General features: G+C 70.4%; 22 protein-coding genes. 11 read left to right on the top strand and 11 right to left on the bottom strand.

Annotated features, from left to right (window positions below):
- Positions 1–357 precede the first annotated feature (357 nt).
- The 4 genes from ACQPWZ_RS24825 to ACQPWZ_RS24810 form a co-directional block, all read right to left on the bottom strand.
- The gene (locus tag ACQPWZ_RS24825; protein ID WP_433572412.1) at positions 358–2,670 is read right to left on the bottom strand and encodes a hypothetical protein; all 2,313 of its coding nucleotides are present in this window, start codon (positions 2,668–2,670) and stop codon (positions 358–360) included.
- A gap of 118 nt (positions 2,671–2,788) precedes the next feature.
- A complete protein-coding gene (locus tag ACQPWZ_RS24820; protein WP_433572411.1) occupies positions 2,789–3,568 on the bottom strand; it encodes a hypothetical protein in 780 nt (259 codons plus the stop codon).
- Between the two features lie 180 nt (positions 3,569–3,748).
- The gene (locus ACQPWZ_RS24815; RefSeq protein ID WP_433572410.1) at positions 3,749–4,087 is read right to left on the bottom strand and encodes a hypothetical protein; all 339 of its coding nucleotides are present in this window, start codon (positions 4,085–4,087) and stop codon (positions 3,749–3,751) included.
- 734 nt (positions 4,088–4,821) lie between these two features.
- Positions 4,822–5,166 (bottom strand): hypothetical protein, encoded by a 345-nt coding sequence (locus ACQPWZ_RS24810; RefSeq protein WP_433572409.1) that lies wholly within the window; start codon positions 5,164–5,166, stop codon positions 4,822–4,824.
- Positions 5,167–5,521: 355 nt separating this feature from the next.
- On the opposite strand from ACQPWZ_RS24810, the gene ACQPWZ_RS24805 reads away from it, so the two are divergent.
- From ACQPWZ_RS24805 to ACQPWZ_RS24795, 3 genes are all read left to right on the top strand, one after another.
- Positions 5,522–6,682 carry a PQQ-dependent sugar dehydrogenase gene (locus tag ACQPWZ_RS24805; RefSeq protein ID WP_433572408.1) on the top strand — a complete coding sequence of 387 codons (1,161 nt, stop codon included), beginning with the start codon at positions 5,522–5,524 and terminating at the stop codon, positions 6,680–6,682.
- 199 nt (positions 6,683–6,881) lie between these two features.
- Positions 6,882–7,079, top strand: coding sequence for a ferredoxin (locus ACQPWZ_RS24800; RefSeq protein ID WP_340475381.1), 198 nt, complete (start codon positions 6,882–6,884; stop codon positions 7,077–7,079).
- Between the two features lie 140 nt (positions 7,080–7,219).
- A complete protein-coding gene (locus ACQPWZ_RS24795) occupies positions 7,220–7,792 on the top strand; it encodes a DUF1990 family protein (protein WP_340475380.1) in 573 nt (190 codons plus the stop codon).
- Between the two features lie 35 nt (positions 7,793–7,827).
- On the opposite strand, the gene ACQPWZ_RS24790 is transcribed toward ACQPWZ_RS24795, so the two are convergent.
- The 6 genes from ACQPWZ_RS24790 to ACQPWZ_RS24765 all read right to left on the bottom strand — a co-directional run bounded on the left by ACQPWZ_RS24790 (position 7,828) and on the right by ACQPWZ_RS24765 (position 13,487).
- Positions 7,828–8,202: a hypothetical protein gene (locus tag ACQPWZ_RS24790; protein WP_433572407.1), complete on the bottom strand. Its 375-nt coding sequence runs from the start codon at positions 8,200–8,202 to the stop codon at positions 7,828–7,830.
- A gap of 203 nt (positions 8,203–8,405) precedes the next feature.
- Complete coding sequence (locus ACQPWZ_RS24785; protein ID WP_433572406.1) at positions 8,406–9,314, bottom strand: hypothetical protein; 909 nt, start codon at positions 9,312–9,314, stop codon at positions 8,406–8,408.
- A gap of 94 nt (positions 9,315–9,408) precedes the next feature.
- Positions 9,409–10,557 carry an LCP family protein gene (locus ACQPWZ_RS24780; RefSeq protein ID WP_433572405.1) on the bottom strand — a complete coding sequence of 383 codons (1,149 nt, stop codon included), beginning with the start codon at positions 10,555–10,557 and terminating at the stop codon, positions 9,409–9,411.
- A gap of 171 nt (positions 10,558–10,728) precedes the next feature.
- Positions 10,729–11,295, bottom strand: a complete 567-nt coding sequence (locus ACQPWZ_RS24775; RefSeq protein WP_340475375.1) for a transglycosylase SLT domain-containing protein — start codon at positions 11,293–11,295, stop codon at positions 10,729–10,731.
- 626 nt (positions 11,296–11,921) lie between these two features.
- Positions 11,922–12,257: a hypothetical protein gene (locus ACQPWZ_RS24770; RefSeq protein ID WP_340475374.1), complete on the bottom strand. Its 336-nt coding sequence runs from the start codon at positions 12,255–12,257 to the stop codon at positions 11,922–11,924.
- A gap of 141 nt (positions 12,258–12,398) precedes the next feature.
- The gene (locus tag ACQPWZ_RS24765) at positions 12,399–13,487 is read right to left on the bottom strand and encodes a Ku protein (protein ID WP_433572404.1); all 1,089 of its coding nucleotides are present in this window, start codon (positions 13,485–13,487) and stop codon (positions 12,399–12,401) included.
- Between the two features lie 49 nt (positions 13,488–13,536).
- Between ACQPWZ_RS24765 and ligD the strand changes: the two genes are divergently transcribed.
- Entirely contained in the window at positions 13,537–14,412 is an 876-nt protein-coding gene (ligD, locus tag ACQPWZ_RS24760) for a non-homologous end-joining DNA ligase (protein WP_433572403.1), read from the top strand.
- A gap of 2 nt (positions 14,413–14,414) precedes the next feature.
- Positions 14,415–15,395 carry an ATP-dependent DNA ligase gene (locus ACQPWZ_RS24755; RefSeq protein ID WP_433573862.1) on the top strand — a complete coding sequence of 327 codons (981 nt, stop codon included), beginning with the start codon at positions 14,415–14,417 and terminating at the stop codon, positions 15,393–15,395.
- Between the two features lie 133 nt (positions 15,396–15,528).
- Here the strand turns inward: ACQPWZ_RS24755 and ACQPWZ_RS24750 are convergent, their stop codons facing one another.
- Positions 15,529–16,332, bottom strand: a complete 804-nt coding sequence (locus ACQPWZ_RS24750) for a nuclease-related domain-containing protein (protein WP_433572402.1) — start codon at positions 16,330–16,332, stop codon at positions 15,529–15,531.
- A gap of 114 nt (positions 16,333–16,446) precedes the next feature.
- Here ACQPWZ_RS24750 and ACQPWZ_RS24745 point away from each other — a divergent pair, with 114 nt between their 5' ends.
- The 6 genes from ACQPWZ_RS24745 (at position 16,447) to ACQPWZ_RS24720 (ending at position 23,934) form a co-directional block, all read left to right on the top strand.
- Positions 16,447–18,540 (top strand): HEAT repeat domain-containing protein, encoded by a 2,094-nt coding sequence (locus tag ACQPWZ_RS24745; protein WP_433572401.1) that lies wholly within the window; start codon positions 16,447–16,449, stop codon positions 18,538–18,540.
- Positions 18,537–18,842, top strand: a complete 306-nt coding sequence (locus tag ACQPWZ_RS24740) for a zinc-ribbon domain-containing protein (RefSeq protein ID WP_313944122.1) — start codon at positions 18,537–18,539, stop codon at positions 18,840–18,842. Before ACQPWZ_RS24745 ends, ACQPWZ_RS24740 begins: the two co-directional genes overlap by 4 nt.
- Positions 18,843–19,013: 171 nt before the next feature.
- Positions 19,014–19,739 (top strand): hypothetical protein, encoded by a 726-nt coding sequence (locus ACQPWZ_RS24735; RefSeq protein ID WP_383239905.1) that lies wholly within the window; start codon positions 19,014–19,016, stop codon positions 19,737–19,739.
- Entirely contained in the window at positions 19,736–21,025 is a 1,290-nt protein-coding gene (locus tag ACQPWZ_RS24730; RefSeq protein WP_433572400.1) for an ATP-binding protein, read from the top strand. The genes ACQPWZ_RS24735 and ACQPWZ_RS24730 overlap by 4 nt, the downstream gene beginning before the upstream one ends.
- A 75-nt stretch (positions 21,026–21,100) precedes the next feature.
- The gene (locus ACQPWZ_RS24725) at positions 21,101–22,480 is read left to right on the top strand and encodes an FtsW/RodA/SpoVE family cell cycle protein (RefSeq protein WP_356705448.1); all 1,380 of its coding nucleotides are present in this window, start codon (positions 21,101–21,103) and stop codon (positions 22,478–22,480) included.
- Positions 22,477–23,934: a penicillin-binding transpeptidase domain-containing protein gene (locus tag ACQPWZ_RS24720; protein ID WP_340475365.1), complete on the top strand. Its 1,458-nt coding sequence runs from the start codon at positions 22,477–22,479 to the stop codon at positions 23,932–23,934. The genes ACQPWZ_RS24725 and ACQPWZ_RS24720 overlap by 4 nt, the downstream gene beginning before the upstream one ends.
- Position 23,935: the final 1 nt, after the last annotated feature.

The raw sequence follows: 23,935 nt of genomic DNA, 5'->3' as shown, positions 1-23,935 counted from the left end.
CGCTCGGCACCTGGCAGCCACGTGGTCCGCGAGCCGTGTCTGTCGAATGCGTGTCGAAGTGAGTCGAACCAGTCGCCCGTCGCCGGAATTGAAGCAGGTCACGCGACTACCGCGACGCGAGCATCCAAGCGCCTTCTAAGCGCTTGACCAAAGGCGCACGCGGCGAGGCCCCAACCCTTCCCCCGTGATCAGAGGGGAGCCTGGGACTGCCGGGCTGTCACCGAGTTTCTGCGGGTGGTTGCGGCAAATATGCGGCGAAGTTCCTGCGGATCGCCCTACAGCCGGCTACCGGTCGGCTTGCGCTTCCTGCTCGCGGCCGCAGTTCTGCCGGCCAGACACCGCGCTCGGGATCCTGGACTAGGACGCCTTCCGCTCCTCCTCATCGTCCTCGGTCTCTGTAGGGGTGGTCGGATCCTCCCCCTGGATGTTGCGCCGCAAATTCTCCAGGTCGGTCTGCAGCTCGAGCAACGACTGGCGCAGGCCACCGAAGTCGGCGGATTCGATCACCGGCGGCCAGCTGCCGGCCGTGCGGTCGATCTCTGCCAGACCGTCCAGGGCGATCCGAGCGCTCTCCAAGCCGGACCGCAGGGTGCGCCGGAAGTCGGCGGCCCTCCGACCGCTCGGGACGCCGTCGCGGGGGCCGCTGAACGACGTGTCGCCCGGCTTCGGTTCGGGCCAGGTGGTTTCGCCGCCCGCGGGCTCCCCATTTCCGTCGAAAGGCTGGCCCTCCTCGGTGCCCGTACTGATACCCGGGGCGGGTGCGGGAACGGGCAACTGGCGGATCCTGTGCTCCGCGTAGGCCTTGTGGGCGCGCACTTGGTCGGAGGCCCACACGACGTCCCACTCGAACAGCTGCACGGGGACACCGTTCTCGTCCCTGGCAACCTTGTCCGGCCGCTCCAGATCCACCTTGAGGTGGACGTAGGCCGGGCCCTCTTCGTCCTTCGAGTCCCGGCGGACGAACTGCCGCACGGACTGCGCGTTCTCCGGCAGCGCGCTGGCCCGGAACCGGTTGGCTGTCAGCGCCAGGGTCCATAGGCCCAGCTCGTTATCCTCGGCCGAGAGATCCTCGACCACCAGGTGGACGTCGGACCGGAAGGGCACTCCGCCCTTCTCCTTGGGGGCCATTAGGGCCGAGCCGACGTTCCGGGTAAGGAGCTTGTCGGCGATCAGCGCGATGCCGCCGGCCACCGCCAGGGTGCAGCGGGCATCGGCATCGCCTGCCATGGCCGGTTCGACGAGGGTGGTGAAATCGTCCGTCAGAGCCGGCTCCCACTCCTTGAGCATGTCCCGGGTGAGCACGCCGCCATTGCTCCAGGCGTTGCGGGCCTGCTTCGTAACAGCCTTCTTAGCACTGCGCCAGGGCAGGTCGATGATCGGTCCCAGCAGTTCAGCGAAGCCCTTGGCGCTCATCCGGGAGCCGCCCTTGATGGTCTTGGCCTGTTCTTTGAGGCGCTCGTACAGCTCGGGCCGGGTCAGGGCGTGGACCAGCTGGATCCCGCGCCACAGTGCAGTGCCCGGCATCCGGCTGTCGCCGTACTCCCGCGGGAGATCCTCCGGGACGGTACGGCCCACAGCCAGGCCGTAGACGACCTGAAGGCTCTCCTTGGCCACCGGCGCATCACCGAGCTGGATGACGCGCTTGAGAGCGCGGGTGGCCACCTCGACGTTCTGAGCCGCCGAGTCCCACGCCTTGAACTCGACGTGCACGCTGGCCAGGATGGAACGCATAGCGTCGTCAAAAACGTCTTCGGGGGCCAGCAGGTGGCCGGGGTGCCCCTTGGCACCGACCGCCACCTGGGTGGGAACCACATAGGTCTGCGCGATGTGTATTCCGCGATCGCCCGGCTCGGGTTCGGCCATGGCCCGATGGAACTCATCGGCGAGCGTGTGCCGCCAGTCCTCGCGGACCGCCGCCAGCCGCTCGCCAAGCGTCTGACCGTTCGCGGAAGCCATCCCAGAGACCCTTCCGAACAGCGACTCCACCATGAGGTCGGCAGCGTCCGCGGCTTCCGCGTCCGGGCCGGCGAGGACGGCCCAAGTGCTGGCCAGACGGGTGATGCCGTCCCGTACGACAAGGGCGTGGAACGACTCGGTGCCGTCCTCGAAGGTGAACTCCACCGGGTGGGTGATCAGGGGGCGGGTCACCTTACGCCCCAGGATGGAGACTGCGTAATTGTTGAGGGCGAGGGTGCTATGCACGGTCTGCCGGACGTGATCCTTCATGTGCTCAAGGTCGCGGTACCGGTAGCGCACGACGGCACACGGTTCGCCGCCTTTCGTAGTACCCACCACGTGCGGGTCGGGGACGTCCATCACCTCCATGCCCGTACGGGGCTGGATGCCGGGCAGCAGTTCGCTAAGCCAGACCCGGGTGTTGAACGTCCGGAGAGTAGCGCCTTCGACGTTCTCCTCCAGCAAGAGTCCGGCGGGCTCCTGCACGGTGGGCCGCAGCATGACCGCCACGCCCTCCGGGTTGATCACGGCACGGGCCACGGCCTGCCAGGCGTCGGCGGGCAGCGACGCGAGAGAGTTGACTACGCCGGCGGCGGTGACCTCGTTTCGGGCCGACTCGGCGGGCTGTGAGGGCAGGGCGCATTCGACACTGGAGACCGCGACATTCTCGCCCTTCCAGGAGAGCGTCACGGACAGATGAGCGGGACTGGACATACGTCCTCCGGTCATGAGCTGTGGATTGTGTGGGAGACTTGATTCGCGGTCCTGGCCCGGAATTCCGGAGCACCAGGTCCGACCCGGGCCCCGGCTTCACCGCAGGGGCCCGGACCTTTCAGAGGAGCTGTCCGAGATCCATCGGCGCGCCGGCCTCGGGGAAGACCTGGCCGTACCAGTCCCACATGAATGCGCGACTGGGCAACCGGACCACGGACTGGTGCGCGACGTGCGCGACGAAATCGGCCGCCTGCAGCAACGGAATCCGCCTGGCGGGAACGAGCAGGGGATCCCCCAAAACGTGCCGTCGGTCGGCAGGCAGCCGATGATGAGCTGCCCGCAGGGCCCTCTCAGTGCCATTGCCGTCGACGATGAACTGGCACGAACTGCCCGCCGCCGCATGCCGGTTGTTGACCATGCTCACCAGGTCGGCGTAGAGATCCTCACGGGTCGCACCATGGCGGTAGACCGCACCAACGGCGAGCCCTGGCACCCTGGCCAGCGTCCGCAGACCCTGGAGCACGATGTTCGCGGCCTCGGTTTTCTGCCGCTTGGTGGGGGCAGCCCCAGCGACCGGGTGCAACAGCCGACCCCGCCCGGCAATCAGGTCAACGGCGTGAAGCGGGTAGTCGGGCGTGTAGGTGATGTACGGGTTGACCTGCAATTCCTTCAGGAAGGTCGTCCACGCAGCCTCGGCCGTCGACCACCCGTCCACCTGCGGCACTCGCAAGAACCCAAATGCCGAGATATCCGCATTTCCGGAATCGTCAAGGAAGTAAAGACTATCCGGCAAGGGCTGACGAGTCGGTGCACGGAAGTCGGTGAAAGCGTTCCCCCTGGACGTCGGGACGATCATCTGGACGTGGCGGCGAACGCGACACTGCTCGTCGAGGGTCATGCGATAACTCCGTTACGCCAGGGACTTTAGACGAAGTAGTCCTGGCGCAACACCGGGACCGACGCGCCGCCGGTGAACCGTGCTGCGTAGTTCGACCTTAGAGCCTTCCCTCCATCGATGCGACAAGTAAGCTCGCATGCACAACAGTTGATCAGATCTGATCGGAATGCGACTCTTTTCTCACGTCAGATGACGCCTTGCTTCCGGAAATCGCTCAAAGAGCGTCGGAAGTACCGGCGTTCCCATCTTCTCCATCATTGCGACCGATGCCGCGATGATCACGGCCTCTCCGAGCGGGCTGCTCTTCTGGATGACGAAGATGTCATCGGTCTCGGACGTAGGAAGCCGACGGGGCAAGGTCATCAAACCGAGCGCATCCAGAGCCTGCGTGATCTGCTCGCAGAGCTCAACACTGAGGCGAACGCGGTCCGGCGCCGCATATTGCTTGATGAAGCGCATCGAGAACCGCTTGATGCCGTGATCTACTTCGACGGCGTGGGCGACAATGGTGAAATCCATAAGCAAGTAGTTAACCAAGTTATGCCGTTGCCGTCAACGACCGCAGCGGAAGCCGGAGTTCGCCCTGACGGTCCCAGGTCGGCCGGTCTGCGAAGTGACCGCTCCACCGGTCGCGGGACGGGCCCATGTTTCGTCCGAGACGTCAACGCCATCTGCTGCGGGCCCCGGGTCCCAGACCCTCAGAGGCGCCTGGTGCTGCGGAGGGTGGCGGTGAGGGCGACTCCTCGCCGTGCACTCAGGAGGGTCCGTGGTCGGCCTACGACGTAGCCCAGGAAGCCGGCCTGAACCTGCGACCAGCTCGGGCCGCGAGGTATGTGCGATGACGACAGGCTGTAGAGGCCGATAGACAATTCGACCCGCGACAGGCGTGCAGTGCAAACATCAGGCCCTCCTTCGAGCTCGCGGCCCTTCGTGGACGACGACTTGCTGTACACACCGCCCCGAGGCGCTGACCTGCGGAAGCTCCGAGAAGTCAAGCGCCTTCCGGAGCCGTGTGCGCAGGTTCGAATCCGGCCGGGTCACTTCGCATGAAATACCCAAAGACCCATCACCAGCGGAACGCTGAGGCCGGGGTCTTCCTAATTGCGCAGCCGCGTGCCGCCCGCAGTGACCATATGACAGAGGCCGCGGCCCATTCGATGCCTGGATCACGGTGCGGTGCCCCAGGCCGCCAGCCGGAATTGGCGCACGCCCCCCGAACCCGCCCAGGCCCCGCACAGTTGAGCTTCAGCAGCTCACCCTCGGGCCTCGCCGACCAGCGCGCCGTCCGCCGCCGAGAGCTCCAAGCCGTACCGCAGCCCAAAACGGGTGAGCAGGTCGGCGAGTTCGTCGAAGCGCCTCGGGTCGACAACGCCGTTCAGCAGGAGGTCCGACGCGTCGATGGGTTCGATCTCCACCTGGCACCAACTGGTCTCGAGCTCGTACGCGTACCAGGATGACGACCTCGACCTCCAGCCGGCTCTCACGAAGCGCTCCGCCACAGAAGAGGCGTCACGACAGCCGCGCAGGCTGCCGCTTATGTTGTTGCCGACCTCGATCCACTCGGGAGCGAGCTTCTGGCCGTCGTCGGATATGTCCACGCCCGGAGTATGAATCACCATGGCCCGGGCGCGATCACCGGTCCTCGCGCAGCAGGTCTTCGATCCGTCTCCAGAGGTCGGCCCTCCGGAAACGCGGTGCCGCGTGTGGCCACAGCAGCAGCCATCGCGGCGATCCACAACCTGCCGGGCGCTCACCCCCAGAGCCCAACTCCCCTACACAGATGCCGCATTGGTCTAGGCCAACGCCCTCCCGTCCCAGTAGTCTCGTCCCCGGCCAGTGGCACACCATCCCCCCACCCAGGTTGCGTGCTGGCGCGGGCGCCCCCTACCCCCACGCTCCACTCTGCCCAGCAGCCGGGTGAACTCCCCATGCGCCGCCTTCAGGAGGGTCACGGTGAACGTTCGCACCCGAAGCTCCGCGATTATCGGCACCATCTGTCTTGTTGCTTCCCTCGCCCTGTCCAGTGCTTCCGCCGACGAGTCCGCCGCCCCGCCGAAAGTCCCGCCGAAAACCCCGTCGAAGGTGGCCGCGGTCGCTCTCGAGCACGTGGCCACCGCGAAGAATCCGTCGGCCGGTGCCGCCGGGCCCGGTGGGACCGTGTGGATTGCCGAGCGGGCCGGGACCGTACGGGTTCTGGACAGCAGGGGGCTCGGCGCGCCCGTGCTCGACATCACCAAAGAGACCACCGTCGACGGGGAACGCGGACTGCTGGGTATCGCGTTCGACAAGCGGTTCGCGTACTTCTACATCTCGTACACGAACCTCGAAGGCACCAGCACCGTCGACGAGTTCGCCGTGCGGAACGGCAAGATCCAGAAGAACACCCGGCGCACCGTCCTCACCCAGACGCAGCCGTACGCCAACCACAACGGCGGCGACATCAAAATCGGGCCCGACGGCTACCTCTACATCGCCTTCGGCGACGGTGGCTCGGGCGGGGACCCGCACGACTACGGGCAGAACCTCGACACCTTGCTCGGCAAGATCCTGCGGATCGACCCGCGGGGTGCGAAGCCGTACGCGATCCCGGCTGACAATCCGTTCGTGGGTGACCCGAACGCGAAGGACGAGATCTGGGCGTACGGGCTGCGCAACCCGTGGCGGTTCTCCTTCGATGCCGGCACCGGCGACATGCTCATCGGCGATGTCGGGCAGAGCGACTGGGAGGAGATCGACTGGGCCCCGGCGAGCAGCAAGGGCGGCGAGAACTACGGGTGGTCCGAGATGGAGGGCACCCATCCGTTCCGCGGTGGGACCGAGCCGGCGAACCATGTGCCGCCCGTCCACGAGTACGGACGTAACGGGCTGGGCTGCTCGGTGACCGGTGGCTTCGTCTACCGCGGCAAGGCGATCCCGGCCCTGAAGGGGCAGTACCTCTTCAGTGACTACTGCGACGGCACCGTCCGCGCCCTGCAGATGAAGGACGGCAAGGTGACCGGCGAGAGCGACCTCGGCGTCAGTGGCGGTGAGGTCATCTCCTTCGTGCAGGACGGCTGCGGCGAGCTGTACGTCCTCGACATCGGTGGCGCCATCCACCGCATCGACCCGGCGTAGCCCACGCGGCACACAAGCCGTGGCTCCCGAGCCGGACCCGGCTGAGCTGGGTCCGGCTCGGCCGCGTGAGGGTCGCCCCCGGCCGGCGCTGCACCCGACCGGGTGACGCGAGCGGCGCAGGGCCTGCCCGGCGGCTCCGTCAGGGAACCACTCCTCCCGTACGAGGCCTCGTGCGCACCGAACTCGAAGGGACGAGCTTGTGACCACCAGAGTGAGTATCGACAGCGACAAGTGCATCGGCTCGGGCATGTGTGCTCTGACCGCGCCCGCGGTCTTCACCCAGGACGACGACGGGTACGGAGTCGTGCTGGCCGGCCGTGAGGGCGGGGACGGGGACTCGCTGCTGAAGGAGGCTGCTCGTAGCTGTCCCGTGCAGGCCGTGACTGTCAGCGGTTGAGCCGGGTACGGCCGGCCGCTGATGCCGTGGGATGCCGGCCGTGGGATGCACGGGTACCGACCCGGCGCCCGGTGGCGGCATCCCAGCCCGTTAGGCTCAGCGGCCGGCCGTCAGCCCAGCCGTCGTCACAGGAGCCCGTCATGCCCTCGGACAGACCCGACGAACCGGCGGGCAGTCGCCACCTCACCTACGCTCCCGCCGGTGCGACCTGTCCCGGCGACGGCACCTGGACCACGGCAGTCCCGGGCTACCGCCGCTATGAGCGAACCGTGGTCATCGGGCACGGCGACAGCGACTGGCGCGCCGCCTCCGATGCCGTGCTGCGGTGGGGCATCAAGCGCCGTAGCGGTTTCCGCGTCACTCCGCTCGTGGACGCCGGTGAGCGGGTCGTCGAGGGGGCCGAGTACCGGATCACGGCGGCGTGGGGACCCGTGGCCGTTCATGAGCCGGTGCGGGTGGTCGCCGTCGTCGACACCGCCGACAGGTGCGGCTTCGCCTACGGCACGCTGCCCGGCCATCCGGTGTCCGGTGAGGAGGCCTTCGTGGTGGGCCGCGAAGCCGACGGGCGGGTCACCCTGACGCTGCGCTCCCTGACCAGCCGCGCCCCCGCGGGCCCCTGGCGGACCGTGTTCCCGGTGCTTCTGATCGCGCAACGCTGGTACCGGCGCCGGTATCTGCGTGCCCTCCTGCACCCCGCGTCGAAGCAGGACTGAGGATCCCCGATTCTGCCTCGTCAGCCCCGGGCTCCTCACGACCACAGCCGGCAGTCCTCCACGGAGATCTCCGCCACCGCTTCGTTCTCCACCCGCTCGAGATCAGCGACGTAGGGACGTACGTCGGGCAGTGGCGTGCAGAAGGTGACATGGGCGGTGAGGAGCGCGTCCTCGGTGTCGGCGAAGGACAAGGAGACGTATCCCTTCACCCCGCTGTCCCCGAACTCCTTCTGCGCCTCGCGCAGAGCGGCGCAGAGGTACGCCAGGCAGCGTCGCAGCAGAAGGGGCGTGCGCTCGTGAGCAGCGGTGGGGAGGTCGTAGTCGGTCATTCCCCGGCCGTTGACCGTGGTTTCCTCCGCGAGCCGGTCGAAGTATTCGGCCGGGCCCTCCGGGCGCAGATCGGTCAGCACGCGGGCCCCACTGGCCGTCGTGGACCATCCCCGTTCCGCGACCTCACGGAACAGGGGAGGGATGTCCGCGGACCTCAGGTCCCTGAGGTCTGTATCCCCCAGGAGCGCCGTCATCCGGGAATTGGTTCGCACATCTCTGCCCTTCGCCGAGCGCGAGTACGCGTACGAACCGGAGCGTAGACGGACCCTCGGGCGCCCCGGCGTCAGGGATGGGAGGCGGTCCCGGGCAGCGCCTTCGGGTGCATCCATGGCGCGAGTCCGACCGCGCCCTTGCCGTAGCGGCGGTCGAGCTCCTGCTGCATAGGGGCGCTCGGGACCGGGACGTACAGCCGTACCCGGTTGTTCACAGGGTCCGAGCCCACGCCCAGATAGCCGGGGGTTCCCGCGTTCACCCGCTTCACCAAGTCCTCGCGCACCGTGCGGAGTTCCTGCTGGGAGCGCTCGACGGTGAGCAGGCAGAGCGGGCCGCCCCATGTGGTGCGGATCTCTCGTTCGTTGCCGGGGAGGTCACCGGTGAAGGTGACCACGGTGACGGTCCGCCCCCTCCCGATCCCCTTGGGATAGGAGATCCAGTGGCCTCCGTACTCCGGGTCCTGTTCGAGAAGTTCCTGGAGACGCTGCTCGGCCGCGTGCGAGACCTTGGACCGGTCGACCGGCTTCCAGCCGCCCGGAGGTGCCTCGCACGGAGTCCTGAAGTCCGGGTCGTCCGTGCCGCCGCGGGGCTTGTCGCCGGGGCGGAGGTCCTTCGCCGGCTCGGTCAGGGTGAGGCGTGTGCCGTCCCAGGTGCCGGTGAGGTGGTACGTGCCCCATCGGGTACCGCGTACGGACTGGGACGTGACGGCGTCCCAGTCCCAGCCGATCACGTCGGGACCGCTGCACGCCGGGGGCATCATCATCCGCGCGGAGTGGCATATCTGCGGGCCGTGCGAGGCGTTCGCGAGGACCACCGTCGTCACGGCGTACTGCTGCCGCCGGTTCGCGTCCGACTCCGATGCCGAACCCGGCGCCGTACGGTTCGCGTTCTTCTCCTGCCCGCAGGCAGTGACCAGGACGAGCGCCGACAGTGCGGCGAGCGCTCCGAGTGTGCGGAGTGCGGTGAAAGGCGGCCTCATACCGTTGTGACGTGCGTCACTCCGGCTCGGTTCCTGCCGGTCCGTCAGCATTCCGGCAGCATTCCGGACGCGCGCACCGGCGCCCGGGGGAAGGTCAGGTGCCCGCCGTCACCGGGGCGTCGCCGCGGTCGCCGACCGAGTTGTCAGCCGCCGACCCGGGGATCGGGCGGTCCTCGCGCAGGGCGTCCCACACCTGGTGGGATGCCTTCTTCAGCGGGACGACGCGGCCCGGGTCCTTGGGGTCGTACGTCACGGGCAGGGTGACCATGTTCATCCGGTCCGGCTTGATGCCCTTGAGGTCCTTCGCGAGGCCGAGCAGCTTCGTCGCGGATGCCAGGTCCGAGTCCGCGCTGACCGTGCGGGTCGCCGTGTCGGCCAGGTCGTAGAGCTTCGTGGGGTCGCTCGCCAGGCCGATGGAGTCGACGCGGTGCAACAGCGCCTTGATGAACGTCTGCTGGAGCTGGATGCGGCCGAGGTCACTGCCGTCGCTCACCGCGTGACGGGTCCGTACGAGCTCCAGCGCCTGCTCACCCTTGAGCGTGTGCTTGCCGGCGGGCAGGGACAGATGGCTGCTGTCGTCCTTGATGGCCTTGCTGGTCGTGACGTTCACGCCGCCGAGCTCGTCGATGAGCTTGGTGAAGCCCTTGAAGTCGACTTCGAGGTAGTGGTCCATGCGGACGCCGGACATCTTCTCCACCGTCTTGACGGTGCAGGCCGGTCCGCCCGCCTGGTAGGACTCGTTGAACATCGCCCGGTGTTCGGCCGGGGCCGTGCCGCCGCCGGGCTTGGCGCACGCGGGCCGCTCCACGACGGTGTCGCGCGGGACGCTGACGACACTCGCCTTCTTGTGGGTCTTGTCGACGTGCAGCACCATCGCCGTGTCCGACCGGGCGCCGGTGACGCCCGAGCCGTACTGGCCGTGCGTACCCGCCCGTGAGTCGGAGCCGAGCAGCAGGATGTCCATCGAGCCGTTGCGCTGCTCGCCGGGTCGGTCCTTGCCCAGGGCCGCGTTGATGTCGGTGCCCTGGATGTTGCCGTTGAGCTGCGAGTAGAGGTAGGCCAGGCCGCCGCCTCCGACTGCCACGACACCGAGGGCGGTCCAGGCGGCGATCCGCAGTGACCTCCGCCGAGCCCGGTGCCGTGCCCTGCCCCGAGAGCGGTACACCTTGCCCGGTCCGTAGGGGTCCGGCGTGGGGGCGCCGGTCCCGGTGGGCTGGTGCGGTTCTCCGCTCTCGTGCGGCATGCCTGTCCGTCCGTCCTTCGCCGGCCGGGCCTCGTCGGCCGGCCGTCGTTGATCGGGTGGCGCTGCCCGGGTGTTCCGGCAGTCGCCACCGGCCATCGTTCACCGTCAGGCGCTCACCGGCAGTGGTACGCCGGTGGTCGCTCGTGCGGCGGGTGCTGCTGCGCCTGTGACTCAGTACGCGGAGTCGACGTTGTCGATCGAGCCGTACTTGTCGGCGGCGTAGTTGGCGGCCGCGGTGATGTTGGCGACCGGGTCGGTCAGCTCGTGCGGGGTGCCCTTGACGTGGTAGGCGTCGAACGTGGGCTGGATGACCTGGAGCAGGCCCTTGGACGGCGTGCCGTTCTGGGCGTTGATGTCCCAGCCGTTCTCGGCCTTCGGGTCACCGCCGGACTCGCGAATGATGTTGCGGTGCAGGCCCTCGTAGCTGCCGGGGATGTCCTTGGCCTTCATGATGGCCAGCGACTCCTTGATCCAGCCGTCGAGGTTGTTCGCGTACGTCTTCTTCTTCGCCTTGGCCTTCTTGGCCGCGTGCGCGTCGGCCTTGGCGTCCGCCTTGGCCTTGACCGCGGCGACGGAGGTGGTGGACGCGCTCGCGGAGACCGGCTCGGCGGCGTGGGCGGCCGAGGGCATCATCGTGAGCGCGGCCGCCGCGGCACCGGCGGTGGCTATGCCCGCGACCGAGAACTTGCGAAGGCGGGCGATACGGCCGGTACTGCTGGACTTCATGTGCGTGGTCATGCGGATGTACCTCTCCATGGGGGACGTGCGGGGAGGCCGACCGGGGGGTCGGTACGGCTGGAGCGGAGTCGGACTCCGCAGCGTGGGCCGGTGCGGTCGGACGGGCGGGTTTCGCCCGGTCCGGCACTCGGCTCCCCGGAACGTCAGCCATGGTTAACGGCGCTCGGCGGTGGACGCAAAGATGTGACGTACTACCGAACTACGCAGATATGTCCCGTGTGAGATCGAGCGGGGGACGCCTGCGGTCGAGCACGTAGGACGCCACCACTACCGCGCTTAGTAAGTGACGTGGGTCCTATGGGGCGGCTCACAAGCAGGCGGCGATTTGGGATGGTTTGAGGCGGGGTGGAATGCGTGGAGTGACGGGATGTGTGCGTTGAGTGGGCATACGGGGGTGAGGGCGGGCGTGGGCACGCATGCGTGGGGTCAGCGGGGGCGGGCGCGGGGTGCTTTCGCGGGGCGTGCGGCGGCAGGTGCAGAGTGCTTCGCGGGGCGTGCGGGCGCGGGGGGCTCTGCGATGCGTGCGGCGGCAGGTGCAGGGTGCTTCGCGGGGCGCGCGGGGCGCGCGGGGGGCTCGGCGGTGCGTACGGGAGCGGGGGCCTCGCCGAGCGTGCGGGCTGCCGCGGTTACCGCTGCTGCCGCGTGAACACCGCGACGCTCTTGAGCGGCGGCTCCAGCGTCAGGGCCAGGGTCCCGTCGTCCTGGCGGGTGACGGCGAACTCGTGGGCCGTGTGCTCGTCCGCGGGCCAGGTGATCCGCATGTCCCCGCCCTCCGTCTCACGGCAGTCGCCGTAGACGAGCTCCAGGCGGGTGGGCGAGGGGATCGACCAGGTGAACTCGGTGTTGGACGCGTACTCGCCCTCGCGGCCGTACTCGACCCAGCCGCGGCCTGCGGCGGTGATGAGGAGCTTGAAGGAGAGGGGGGCGCGGGACGCGTACCAGAAGCCTTCGAGGTCGGTCATGGGGTGATGGTGGCAGGGCGCGGGCCCATGCCGGGACCCCATTCCCGGACCTCATTCCCGGACCTCGGTCCTCTCAGGACGCCGAAGCCGGAAACGGCACCCGCCCCGGCGGGGCCTGCGGAGGGGCCGGCACGCGGCCCCTCACGCCGAGGCGCGCTTCTTCGGCGAGGCCTTCGTCGTCTTCTTCGCCGCTGTCTTCGCCGCTGTCTTCGACGCGGCCGTCTTCTTCGTCGCCGCTGTCGCCTTCTTGCCCGCCGCCGCTTTCGACGCGGTCTTCGACGTCGCGGTCTTGGTCGCGGTCACCTTCTTCGGCGTCCCCGACGCCGCCTTCTTGCCCGCCGCCGTCTTAGACGCGGCGGTCTTCTTCGACGCCGCCTTGGACGCGGCCGTCTTCTTGCGGCCCTTGATCGGGGTGACCTCCGCGTGCTCGCCCCTGTCCGTGCCCGCGTCCCCGCCCTGCGCGTTCTTCGCGGCCCGCACGCTGCTCTCCAGCGCCGCCATCAGGTCGATGACCTGGCCGCCGCCCTCGCCCTCGGCCGGCGCGGGCAGCTCGGCGCCCTGGGCCTTGGCCGCGATCATCTCCTCGACCGCTTCCCGGTAGTGGTCGTGCAGCGAGTCCATGTCGACCTCGCCGAGGGTGTCCATCAGGGCATCCGCCAGGTCGAGTTCGGCCTCGCGGACCGTGACGTCCCCGTCCGGTGCCACCTCGTCCGGCGAGCGGATCTCGTCGGGCCACAGCAGGCCGTGCATGGCGATCACGTCGTCGATGACGCGCAGCATCCCGAGGCGTTCCCGGCCGCGGAGGGCGAACTTGGCGAGGGCCACCTTCTGGCTGCGCTTGAGGGCCTCGCGCAGCACCGTGTACGGCTTGACGGCCGGGCCGCCGTTGGCCGAGAGGTAGTACGCCGCGTCGATCTGCAACGGGTCGACCGCCGTCCCCGGCACGAAGGCCACGATCTCGATCGTCTTCGCCGTCGGGAGCGGGAGCGTGGCCAGGTCCTCGTCCGCGATCGGGATGACCGAGCCGTCCTCGGTCTCGTACCCCTTGCCGATCTCGTCGTTGGGCACCTCCTTCTCCTCCAGCTCGCAGACCTTGCGGTAGCGGATCCGGCCGCCGTCGGCGGCGTGGATCTGACGGAAGGAGATGGAGTGGTTCTCCGTGGCGTTCATCAGCTTCACGGGGATGCTGACCAAGCCGAAGGAGATGGCCCCGTTCCAGATGGATCGCACGCTTGATCCCTTTCATCCGAAATTCCGGGAATCGTGGGATTCTCATCGTATGACGCCGATCACAGAGGTGGAGGGGCGGCGCCTGGCGCTGAGCAACCTGGAGAAGGTCATCCACCCCGCCACCGGGACGACCAAGGCAGAGCTGCTGCACTACTACGCCTCGACGGCGGACGCGATGCTGCCCCACATCAGCGACCGGCCGGTCTCCTTCCTCAGATACCCGGACGGCCCGGACGGGCAGATGTTCTTCACGAAGAATCCGCCGCCCGGTACGCCATCGTGGGTACGGACCGCCCCGGTGCCGCGCTCCGACGACAAGAACGCCCGACAGGTCGTCGTCGCCGACCTGCCGTCACTCGTCTGGGCGGCGAATCTGGTGGTGGAGTTCCACACGCCCCAGTGGACGCAGGACGCACCGGCCGTCGCCGACCGGATGGTCTTCGACCTCGACCCCGGCGCCCCCGCCACGGTCGAGGAGTGCTGCACCGTGGCGCTGTGGCTGCGGGAGCGGCTGGCGGAGGACGGGTTCGAGGCGTATGTGAAGACCTCCGGGTCCAAGGGGCTGCATGTCCTGGTGCCCGTGCGGCCGACCCCGTCGGAGGAGGTGTCGGCGTACGCGAAGAGCCTGGCGGTCGAGGCGGAGGCCGCGCTGCCCCGGCTGGCCCTGTACCGGATGGCACGCAATCTGCGGCCCGGGAAGGTCTTCGTCGACCACAGCCAGAACGCCGCCGCGAAGACGACCGCCGCCCCCTACACCCTGCGGGCCCGGGCCGAGCCGACCGTGTCGGCGCCCGTCACCTGGGAGGAGGTGGAGGCGCGGCAGGAGCTGACCTTCCGGATGGGTGACATCGCAGCGCGTCTGGAGAGGTACGGCGATCTGCTCGCCCCGCTGACCGATCCCGGGCAGGCGAGGGCGCTGCCGTGAGCATGCCGCGCCCGCCGCTGAAGGTGATGCTCGCCGAGTCGGTGAGCACGCTGCCGCGTGGGGGGCGGCTGGCGTACGAGCCGAAGTTCGACGGCCACCGGATGGTGATCTTCCGTACCGGTGAGAGGGTCCTGCTCCAGGCCCGCTCCGGGCGGATCATCACGGACGCGTTCCCCGATCTGGCTGCCGCCGCACGGCAGTTGCCGGCGGGGACAGTGCTGGACGGCGAGGTCGCCGTCTGGTCGGAGGGGCGGACCGACTTCGCCGCCGTGCAGAAGCGCGCGGCCGCAACCCCGGGGCGGGCTCCCGCTCTTGCGCGGCAACTGCCCGCCTCGTACGCGGCCTTCGATCTGCTGGCCGAGGACGGCGCGGACCTGCGGACCTCCGCGTACGAGAAGAGGCGGGGCCGGCTGGTGGCTCTGCTGGGGACCATGGGACCACCGCTTCAGGCCGTGCCGATGACGCTCGACGCCGACGAGGCCGCGACCTGGTACGACACGCTGCCCGGGATCGGCGTCGAGGGGCTGGTGATCAAAGGGCTGGACCAGACGTACCGCAGCGGCACGCGCGCGTGGATGAAGCTGCGGCACACCTCGGCGCACGACGCGGTGGTCGTCGGATTCACCGGGGCACGGTCCCGGCCGCACGCTCTGGTGCTGGTCCTGCCCGACGACGACACCCCCGTGGTCTCCAGTCCGCTGGCGCCGGCGCTGCGGGTCCAGGCGGCCGCCGCCCTGCCGGCGCAGGCCGCGTCCGGTACCGGCATCGGGGCGGGCGATGCCTTCGGGCCGGGCGCGGCGCCCGTGGCGATGGCGGCCGGCCTCGGCGAGGTCACGTACCAGCCGGTGGCGGCAGGGCTGAGCGCCGAGGTGGAGCAGCGGACCACGCGGCACGCGACCACCACGGTGCTGCGGCTGCGCCTTCCCCCGGACGCCGACAGGGACGGGGACGGGGACGGGGACCTTTCGGGCACGTCCGGCTGACGGCGCCGGACCGGGGCCGCTCCATAGGTCCCCGCCCGAACCGCCCGCGCCGCCGCTCCACATGTCCCGCCCCAACCGCCCGCGTCCGCCGCCGCACCACACGGCCCGTCAGGTTGCCGCCCCACCCGTCCCGTCAGGCCCGCAGCCACGTGCGGCGGTCGCGCGCCGTCGCGTACAGCGCCTCGATGTCCGCCGGCTTCAGCACCCCGCCGAGCCTGGCCAGCGCGGGCACCTCCGTCTCGCGAAGAATCCTGACGTCGGGCGGTGTCGGCAGGACGTCCAGTCGCGCCGCCCCGACCACGGCGAGCACCGGCCGTACGGCCGCGGTCAGGGCCAGCGATGCGCGCTCCGCCCGGCGGCGGGTGGTGCGCAGCAGCGGGACGGGCTGCCCGCGGCCGGCGCGGACCATCGGGTCGGCGACACGTACCCGCTGCTTCCGGGCGGGCAGGGTGTGCACGGCCAGCGCGCCTGCCGGTCCGAGCAGCAGATGGTCGATGCGGTCGGCGCCGGGCAGCGGTATCGAGTGCAGGACGCGCCAGCCCACCGACTCCAGGCGCTCCAGGGCGTCGCCGAGCAGCCGGTCGGCGTCGAGCTGGGCCAGGCGCGGGTCCTGGCGGAAACGGCCGGCGGACGCGGGACTGCGGTCCAGTTCCGTGAGGAGGCTCTCGCCGGAGCGGTTGGGTGCCAGGTCGTCGTCGGGATGGAGGGAGAGCCTGGCGAGGTCGGCGGAGGTGGGCACGGGTGGGGGCCCGATGGTGAAGTCCCCTGTCACATAAGGCGCGAGAGCCGCGAGCACCTCGTCCCGGTGCTCGTTCGCGACCAGGCTGATCCGCCCGGTGTCACGGTCGAACCAGGCGACGTTCCGACCGTCGGGAAGGCTGACGTACAGCCGGTCCCGGCCTTCCCTGTGTGCTGGTGTGACGCGCAGCGCGGTCATGCCATCACCCCCGGACCATGGGAACAGCCCCGGGGCCTTCGGGGCAATAACCCCGCGATGCCTGAGCGGTGGTGCACACTCTCCCCAAGCGCACGTTCTTGGGAGGGGGCAGGCGTGTTCGGGGGAATCAACGACGTCGACTGGGCGTCACTGGAGCATGCCTACGGTCCGGCGGACGACGTGCCGGCCCTGTTGTACGGGCTGGCGTCCCCGGACCCCGCGGAGCGGGAGTCGGCGCTCGACGGGATGTACGGCGCGGTGCACCATCAGGGCGATGTGTACGACTCGACGCTCGCCTGCATCCCCTTCCTTCTGGAGCTGGTCGGCGATCCGTCCGTCGAGGACCGCGGTGGCGTCGTCGAGCTGCTGACCAGCATCGGCGGCATCGATCTCGACGGCGACGACGAACTGGACCCGGAGGACGAGGAGTTCGAGTACGCGGCGAACTACGCGATGGCGGCGTCGGCCGTGACCGCGGGCGCCGACGTCTTTCTCGCGCTCGTCGACTCCGGGGACCGAGGGGTGCGGCTCGCCGCACCCCTCGCGCTCGCCACTCTGCACGGTGACCCGGAGCTGGTGCTGGGGCTGTTGCGCCGGCGCCTGGCCGCGGAAGAGGACGCGGAGGTCCGCTTCGCCTGTGTGGAGGCGGCGGGCCGGATAGCGCTGCGGCACGGCCGGCTGGCATCCGGGGTGGTGGAGTGGCTGACCGGGCTGACCCGGGTGACGTACGGCGCGGGGGTCCGGCTGGCCGCTCTGGCCCAGCTCGCCCGCTGCGCCCCGGACGCCCTGCCGCCCGATGTGGTGACCGGCGTGACGGGCCTGCTGCGGGAGCTGCGCGCCGAGCCGGTGCCCGCCTCCTCGGCGCCCGAGCGGCCGTCGACGCCGACGCTGCTGGGGCAGCTGCGCGAGCGCCGCGAGGCGGAGACGGCCGGCCGGCACGCTCCTTGGACGGCGGACCTGCTGCGGACGCTCCACTCCGGTCTGGGCGACCGGGTCGAGGACCGGACGGCCCTGCTGACGGACCAGTTGTGCAGCCCCGACTGGGGGCAGCGGACCGATGCCGTACGGATGAGCGGCGCGCTGCTGCGGACCTGGCGCGGGGATTACGGCGAACTGGTGGGACTCATGGGCGAGCAGCTCAGCGATCCCGAACCGCGGCTGGCGGACGCCGCGGTGCTCGCGCTCGGCGAGCTGTTCGGCCTGGCCGCGCCCGCGGCGGACGCGCTGGCGGACCGGGTCGCGGCGGACCCGGCCGGCTGGGTGCAGGAGTGGCCCGGCGGGCCACCCATGCTCGGCAGTGTCGTCATGACCCTCGCACGCGCGGGCGACCGGCGGGCGGTGCCGGTGCTGGCACGGCTGCTGGAGCTGGACGAGGCACCGCAGAACCTCGGACATGTGCTGGACCACCTGGGCGAGAAGGCCCTGCCGCTCGTGCCCGCGCTGCGCCGCCGGCTCGGCGCCCTGGATCTGGACGAACGGCTCCATGATCTGGCGGGCCCTCTGCTGTCCGGGCTGACGGCGCTGCGGGCGGCCGACGCGCTGCCGGAGGTGCTGCGGGTGCTGCGCGGGGCGCCCCGGTACCGCAAGGAGTGGGTCGTCGAGCAGGCGCTGCGGGCGCTGACCGCCTTCGGTCCCGCGGCCCGTGCGGCCGCGCCGGATCTGCGGGGGCTGCTGGGCGGGGGCGACTGTTCGGGTGCCTTCGCCGTGAAGAGCGCGGCAGCGCTGTGGGCGGTGGAGCCGGGCGCGCGGGAGGTCCTTCCCGTCCTGCGTACGGCCCTGTCGGCGAGCGAACTCGCCGTGCGGCGCGCGGCGGCCGCGGCGCTCGGTGCCGTGGGGAGCGGAGCGGCGGCGGCCGCCCCCGCGCTGGCCGGACTGTTGCGGGCGCCCGATCCGTGGGCCCGGACGGACGCGGCGATCGCCCTCTGGCGGGTGACGGGCGACGCGGACCGTGCGTGGCCCGTGCTGCGGGCGGCCTGGGAGGCCCTTCCGGGCACGCGTCCCGCGATCGCCGCGTGTCTCGCGGACCTCCCGGAGGGGTCTGTGGAGCCGGTGGCGGACGAGGTGGAGCGGACGCTGCGTGCGGAGATCGCGTCCGTCCGGCGGCACCAGGCGATGGACGGCGGGTACGGCAGCCATGACATCTTTACGGATGAGAAGCTGCTGGCCCTGTGCCGGCGGGCGCTGACGAGGGAGGGACCGACAACATGATCATTTTCGGAACCAAGGGCTACATCTTCCAGCTGGCGATACTGACGCTGGTGTGCGGGCACTGCGGCAACCCGTCCGCGCACACGCTCCGCAAGCGGGTCACCAAGTTCACGCTGTTCTTCGTGCCTCTGTTCCCGGTGTCGACGAAGTACGCCACGCAGTGCACGTTCTGCGGCATGGAGCAGAAGATCACCAAGGAGCAGGCCGACCAGCTGCTGGCGCAGGCCGCGGGCCCGCAGGGCGGAGCGCCCCAGGCCCAGCCGCAGGCGCAGCCGGGGCAGCAGAACCCGTACCAGCGCTGAGGCCACGGCCCGTACCGGCGCCGGGGTCATCCCTCCGTCCGGCCCGAGGCCTCCCTCACCCCTGCCCCACCGGCGCACTCCGGCCGGCGGTGCGTGACCGCCGGGCCGGTGGACAAAAAGGACTTCCCTACGAATAAGGTCTACGGGAAGACCGACTGTCCGAGGAGACCCGTGCGCCCGCCCCGCCTGCTGTACGCCGCGCTGCTGACGGCGGCCACCGCCGTACTGCTGTCGGGATGCGGCGACGAGGGTCGGCTGGAGATCGCCGGCGCCACCCCCACGGCCGTCGGGCCCGTCCGGCTGTGGCCCGGTCTCGCGCCCGTCACCTCACCGCCCAACGACTACGGCGAGACCGACACCGCACGGGTCCCCGGCATCACGGTCCCGGCCGCCGGGGTGCGCGAACTCGACCCGGTGACGGTCCTGCTCGCCGAGGCCGCCGCCAAGCCGAGCACCTTCACCGGCGCCGACGACCGCTACCAGGAGACGGTCGCCCAGCTCCGCGGCTGCGAGGCGAAACCCGCGTCGTGCCCGGTGCTCCCGCCTTACTACCGCGATCTGACCGGTGACGGGCAGGACGAGCTGATCGTCGGCATCACCCTGCCGCAGCAGCAGACGGCGGTGCGCTGCTACATGCCCGACAAGGGCGGGCTGATGCGCGTCATGGCCACGTACGACCAGTTGGTGAACGTGGAGCTGGCCGGCCGGGACCTCGTGCTGCGTTCGGTCTCCGCCGGTATCCCCGGGTACGAGTACCGCACGGTGTGGTCCTGGGACGCCCGGCAGAACGCGATGCTGGCGACCAGCGACGAGATCGTCCGCGTCACACCGTCGCCCTCCCCCTCCGCCACTCCGCCGCCCTCCGTCGCGCCGAGACGTCCGGCGGCCGGGCCGTGAGAACGCCGCGACTGCCCCGCTGGACCGCGACGCTCACCTGGAAGGCCGCGGTCTTCATCACCGTGATGTGCTGCGCGCTCGCGGCGCTGCTGGGCGCGCTGGTGCACGTCGCGGTCACCCGGCAGACGGTGGAGGAGTCCCGCGGGAAGGCACTGGACCGGCTGACGGAGGCCACCGAGGCGTACGAGGGCGGTGCCCCGCTGCCCGGGTACGCGGGCGTGGATCCCCCCGGCCTGCCGGCGGCGTTGCGCGATGTCGCCGTCGGCGGGAAGCGCGGCACGGTCGTGAGCAGCTTCGAGGGACACCCGACGATGTGGGCCGCGGGCCCCGCCGACGGCCGGGCCATCGCCGTACGCGTCGACCACACGCAGAGCGCGAACACCATCGACGGCCTGGACCGGGCGATCGTCGGCTCGTCGGGGCTGGCCATCGGGGCGACGCTGCTGGTCGGCGCGTTCGCCGTCACCCGGGTCACGCGCCGGCTGCATCTGACCGCGCAGGTGGCGCGGCGGATCAGCGCGGGCGACCTCGACGCCCGGGTCAACGACCCGCGGACCGAGGACCCTTCGCGCCGCCAGGACGAGGTGGCGACGGTCTCCGGCGCGCTGGACACGATGGCTTCCTCGCTGCAGGGAAAGCTGCTGAGCGAGCAGCGGTTCACGGCGGACGTGGCGCACGAGCTGCGGACTCCGCTGACCGGACTGACCGCGGCGGCCGAGCTGCTGCCCGAGGGCCGCCCGGCCGAGATGGTGCGGGACCGGGTGCGCGCGATGCGCTCGCTGACCGAGGACCTGCTGGAGATCTCCCGGCTGGACGCGGGCAGCGAGACGGTGGACCTGGAGGTGCACCAACTGGCGCGGCTGGCCGAGCGCGTGGTGCGGTCGTCGGGGACGGACACCGAGGTGCGGGTCGCAGGGGACGCGGCGGTGGAGACCGACCGCCGCCGGCTCGAACGCGTGCTCGGCAACCTCGTCTCGAATGCCCACCGGCACGGGAGGCCGCCGGTGGTGCTGACCGTGAACGGCCCGGTGGTGACGGTCACCGACCACGGGCCGGGCTATCCGGAGTATCTGCGGGCGCACGGTCCCGCGCGGTTCCGCACCGAGGGCGGCAGCAAGGGGCACGGACTCGGACTGACCATCGCGGTCGGCCAGTCGGCCGCCATCGGGGCCGAGTTGCGCTTCACGAACGCACCCGAGGGCGGCGCGGTCGCCCGGCTGACACTGCCCGAGTACGTGCGGTTCGACGACGACTCCCCCGACCTCGCCCCGGAGGGCGAGATGTGACGTTCCGTCGACTCCTCATCGGCACACTATTGACATAAAGGGACATAAGACTTGCGTCTTGCTACGTTGCGTGGCATGACCGCAACGACGGCGGAGGCTCCCCCGCCCGCCCCGCGTCTCCCCCGGCGGCGGGGCGTCGAGCTCTCGCTCCTGGTGGGCGCCGTCCTCATCAGCGTCTTCGGCTATGCGGCGGTGGGGCTCGCCCGCCACAACGCCGTACCGCACGACGTACTGCGCTACGGCGCCGGCCTCGGGGTCCTCGCGCTTCTCGCCCATCTCGCCGTGCGGTTCCGCGCCCCGTGCGCCGACCCGCTGCTGCTGCCCATCGCGGTCCTCCTCAACGGCCTGGGCCTGGTGCTCATCTACCGGCTCGACCAGGAGACACCGCACGACATCGCCGCCCCCGTCCAGCTGATCTGGTCCACGCTCGGTGTCGCCCTCTTCATCACCGCGGTCCTCCTGCTGCGCGACCACCGGCTCCTCCAGCGCTACGCCTACGTCTCGGTCGCCGCCGCGCTCGCCCTGATGCTCGTGCCGATCTTCTTCCCCGCGGTGAACGGCGCCCGGATCTGGATCCGGATCGGCGGACTGTCCTTCCAGCCGGGCGAGTTCGCGAAGATCCTGCTCGCCGTCTTCTTCGCGGCCTACCTCGCCGCCAACCACACCACGCTCGCCAGCACGGGACGCCGGATCTGGCGGATGCAGCTCCCCACCGGCCGGGTGCTCGGTCCCGTCGTCGCGATCTGGCTGATCAGCGTCGCCGTGCTCGTGCTGGAACGTGACCTCGGCACCTCGCTGCTCTTCTTCGGGCTCTTCGTGATCATGCTGTACGTGGCCACGGGCCGGACCGGCTGGATCGCGGTGGGTCTGACGCTCGCGGCGGCCGGGGCGGTCGCGGTCGGCCTGCTCGAACCCCATGTGCACGGCCGGGTCCAGGACTGGCTCGACCCGTTCGCGACCATCGAGGCCGGCCAGGGCCCCAGCCAGGTCGCCCAGTCGCTGTTCGCCTTCGCCGCGGGCGGGATGCTCGGCACCGGCCTCGGCCTCGGTCACTCCACGCTCATCGGGTTCGCGACGAAGTCCGACTTCATCCTCGCCACCGCGGGCGAGGAACTCGGACTGGTCGGCCTCACCGGGATCCTGATGCTCTACGCGCTGATGGTGGCGCGCGGCTTCCAGGCCGGGCTCTGTCTGCGCGACCCGTTCGGACGGCTGCTGGCGGTGGGGCTCGCCTCGATCATCGCCCTCCAGGTCTTCGTCATCGCGGGCGGCGTGATGGGGCTGATCCCGCTCACCGGCATGGCGATGCCCTTCCTGGCGCAGGGCGGTTCGTCCGTCGTCACCAACTGGATCATCGTGGCGCTGCTGATCCGGGTCAGCGACTCGGCCCGCCGGCCGAGCCCGGAACCGGCCGACACCGAGGTACTCGTCCCAGCCCTGGAGGAGGACAGGTGATCCGCTACATCCGCCGCGCAGCCGGCCTCTGCTTCCTGCTGCTGATCGCCCTGCTGATCAACGCCGCTCGGGTGCAACTCGTCGCGTCCGGCTCGCTGGACGAGAACCCGGCGAACCGCCGGACGGCGATCGGCCGTTACGAGGGGCCGCGCGGCGACATCCTGGTCGGCGGCAGACCCGTCACCGGCAACGAGGACACCGGCCAGCAGCTCCGCTTCGAACGCACCTATCCCCAGGGCCCGCTGTACGCACCGGTGACCGGCTTCTCCTCGCAGACGTACGGCACCACCCTCCTGGAGAACGCGGAGGACACGGTGCTCTCCGGCTCGGACCCGCTGCTCACCGCGTTCCCGTTCTGGAACGACGTGGGCGGCAACCGGCGCTCCGGCGGCCATGTCGTCACCACCATCAAGCCTTCGATGCAGGAGGCCGCGTACCGGGGACTCGGCGGCAAGCGGGGCGCCGTCGCCGCGCTCGAACCGTCGACCGGCAGGATTCTCGCGCTGGTCAGCAGCCCGTCGTACGACCCCGGCGAGCTCTCGGGAACGGGTATGTCGACGACGTACGCGTGGGCACGGCTCAACGCCGAGTACACACAGCCGATGCTGAACCGGGCGATCCGGCAGACGTATCCGCCCGGCTCCGCGTTCAAGATCGTGACCGCCGCGGCGGCGCTGGACGCGGGCGTGGTCGCCGATGTCGACGCGCCGACCGGTACGCCCGACCCGTACATCCTGCCGGGCACCCGCACCACGCTGCCCAACGCGACGAAGGACTGCGGCAACGCCTCGCTCGCCTACGCGATCCAGTGGTCGTGCAACACGGTGATGGCGGCCATCGGCGTGAAGATCGGCATGGCCGGAATGCTGGACACCGTCACCAAATTCGGCTTCAACGACCGCAAGCTGCGCATCCCCTCCGGGGTGGCCCCCTCGAACTTCGACACCCGGATGACCGTGGACCAGCTGGCGCTGTCGTCGATCGGGCAGTTCAACACCACGGCGACGCCGCTCCAGATGGCGATGGTCTCGGCGGCCGTCGCCAACGGCGGAGACCTCAAACAGCCCCATCTCGTGGAGCGTGTGACGACCCCCGGCGGCCGGACGCTCTCGCAGACCGACCAGCGTTCGTACCACCAGGCGATGAACCCCTCCACGGCACGGGAGTTGCAGCGGCTGATGGTGCGCGTGGTGGAGGACGGCACCGGCGGGAAGGCCGCGATCAAGGGGGCGAAGGTGGGCGGCAAGACGGGCACGGCGCAGCACGGACTCGGCAACTCGGGTACGCCGTACGCCTGGTTCATCTCCTGGGCGCAGAAGCGCGGCGCCACCCAGCCGGCGGTCGCGGTCGCGGTGGTCGTCGAGGATGCCACGGCGGTACGCGGGGCCATCAGCGGCGGCGGCAGCGCGGGTCCGATCGCGCGCGCTGTCATGGAGGCGGCCCTGCGAGACTGAT

Source organism: Streptomyces sp. CA-251247, from assembly GCF_050952975.1.
GTDB classification, from domain to species: Bacteria; Actinomycetota; Actinomycetes; order Streptomycetales; family Streptomycetaceae; genus Streptomyces; species Streptomyces achmelvichensis.
Note: the sequence above shows the minus strand (reverse complement) of the source record. Positions and strands in the feature narration are given on the sequence as shown.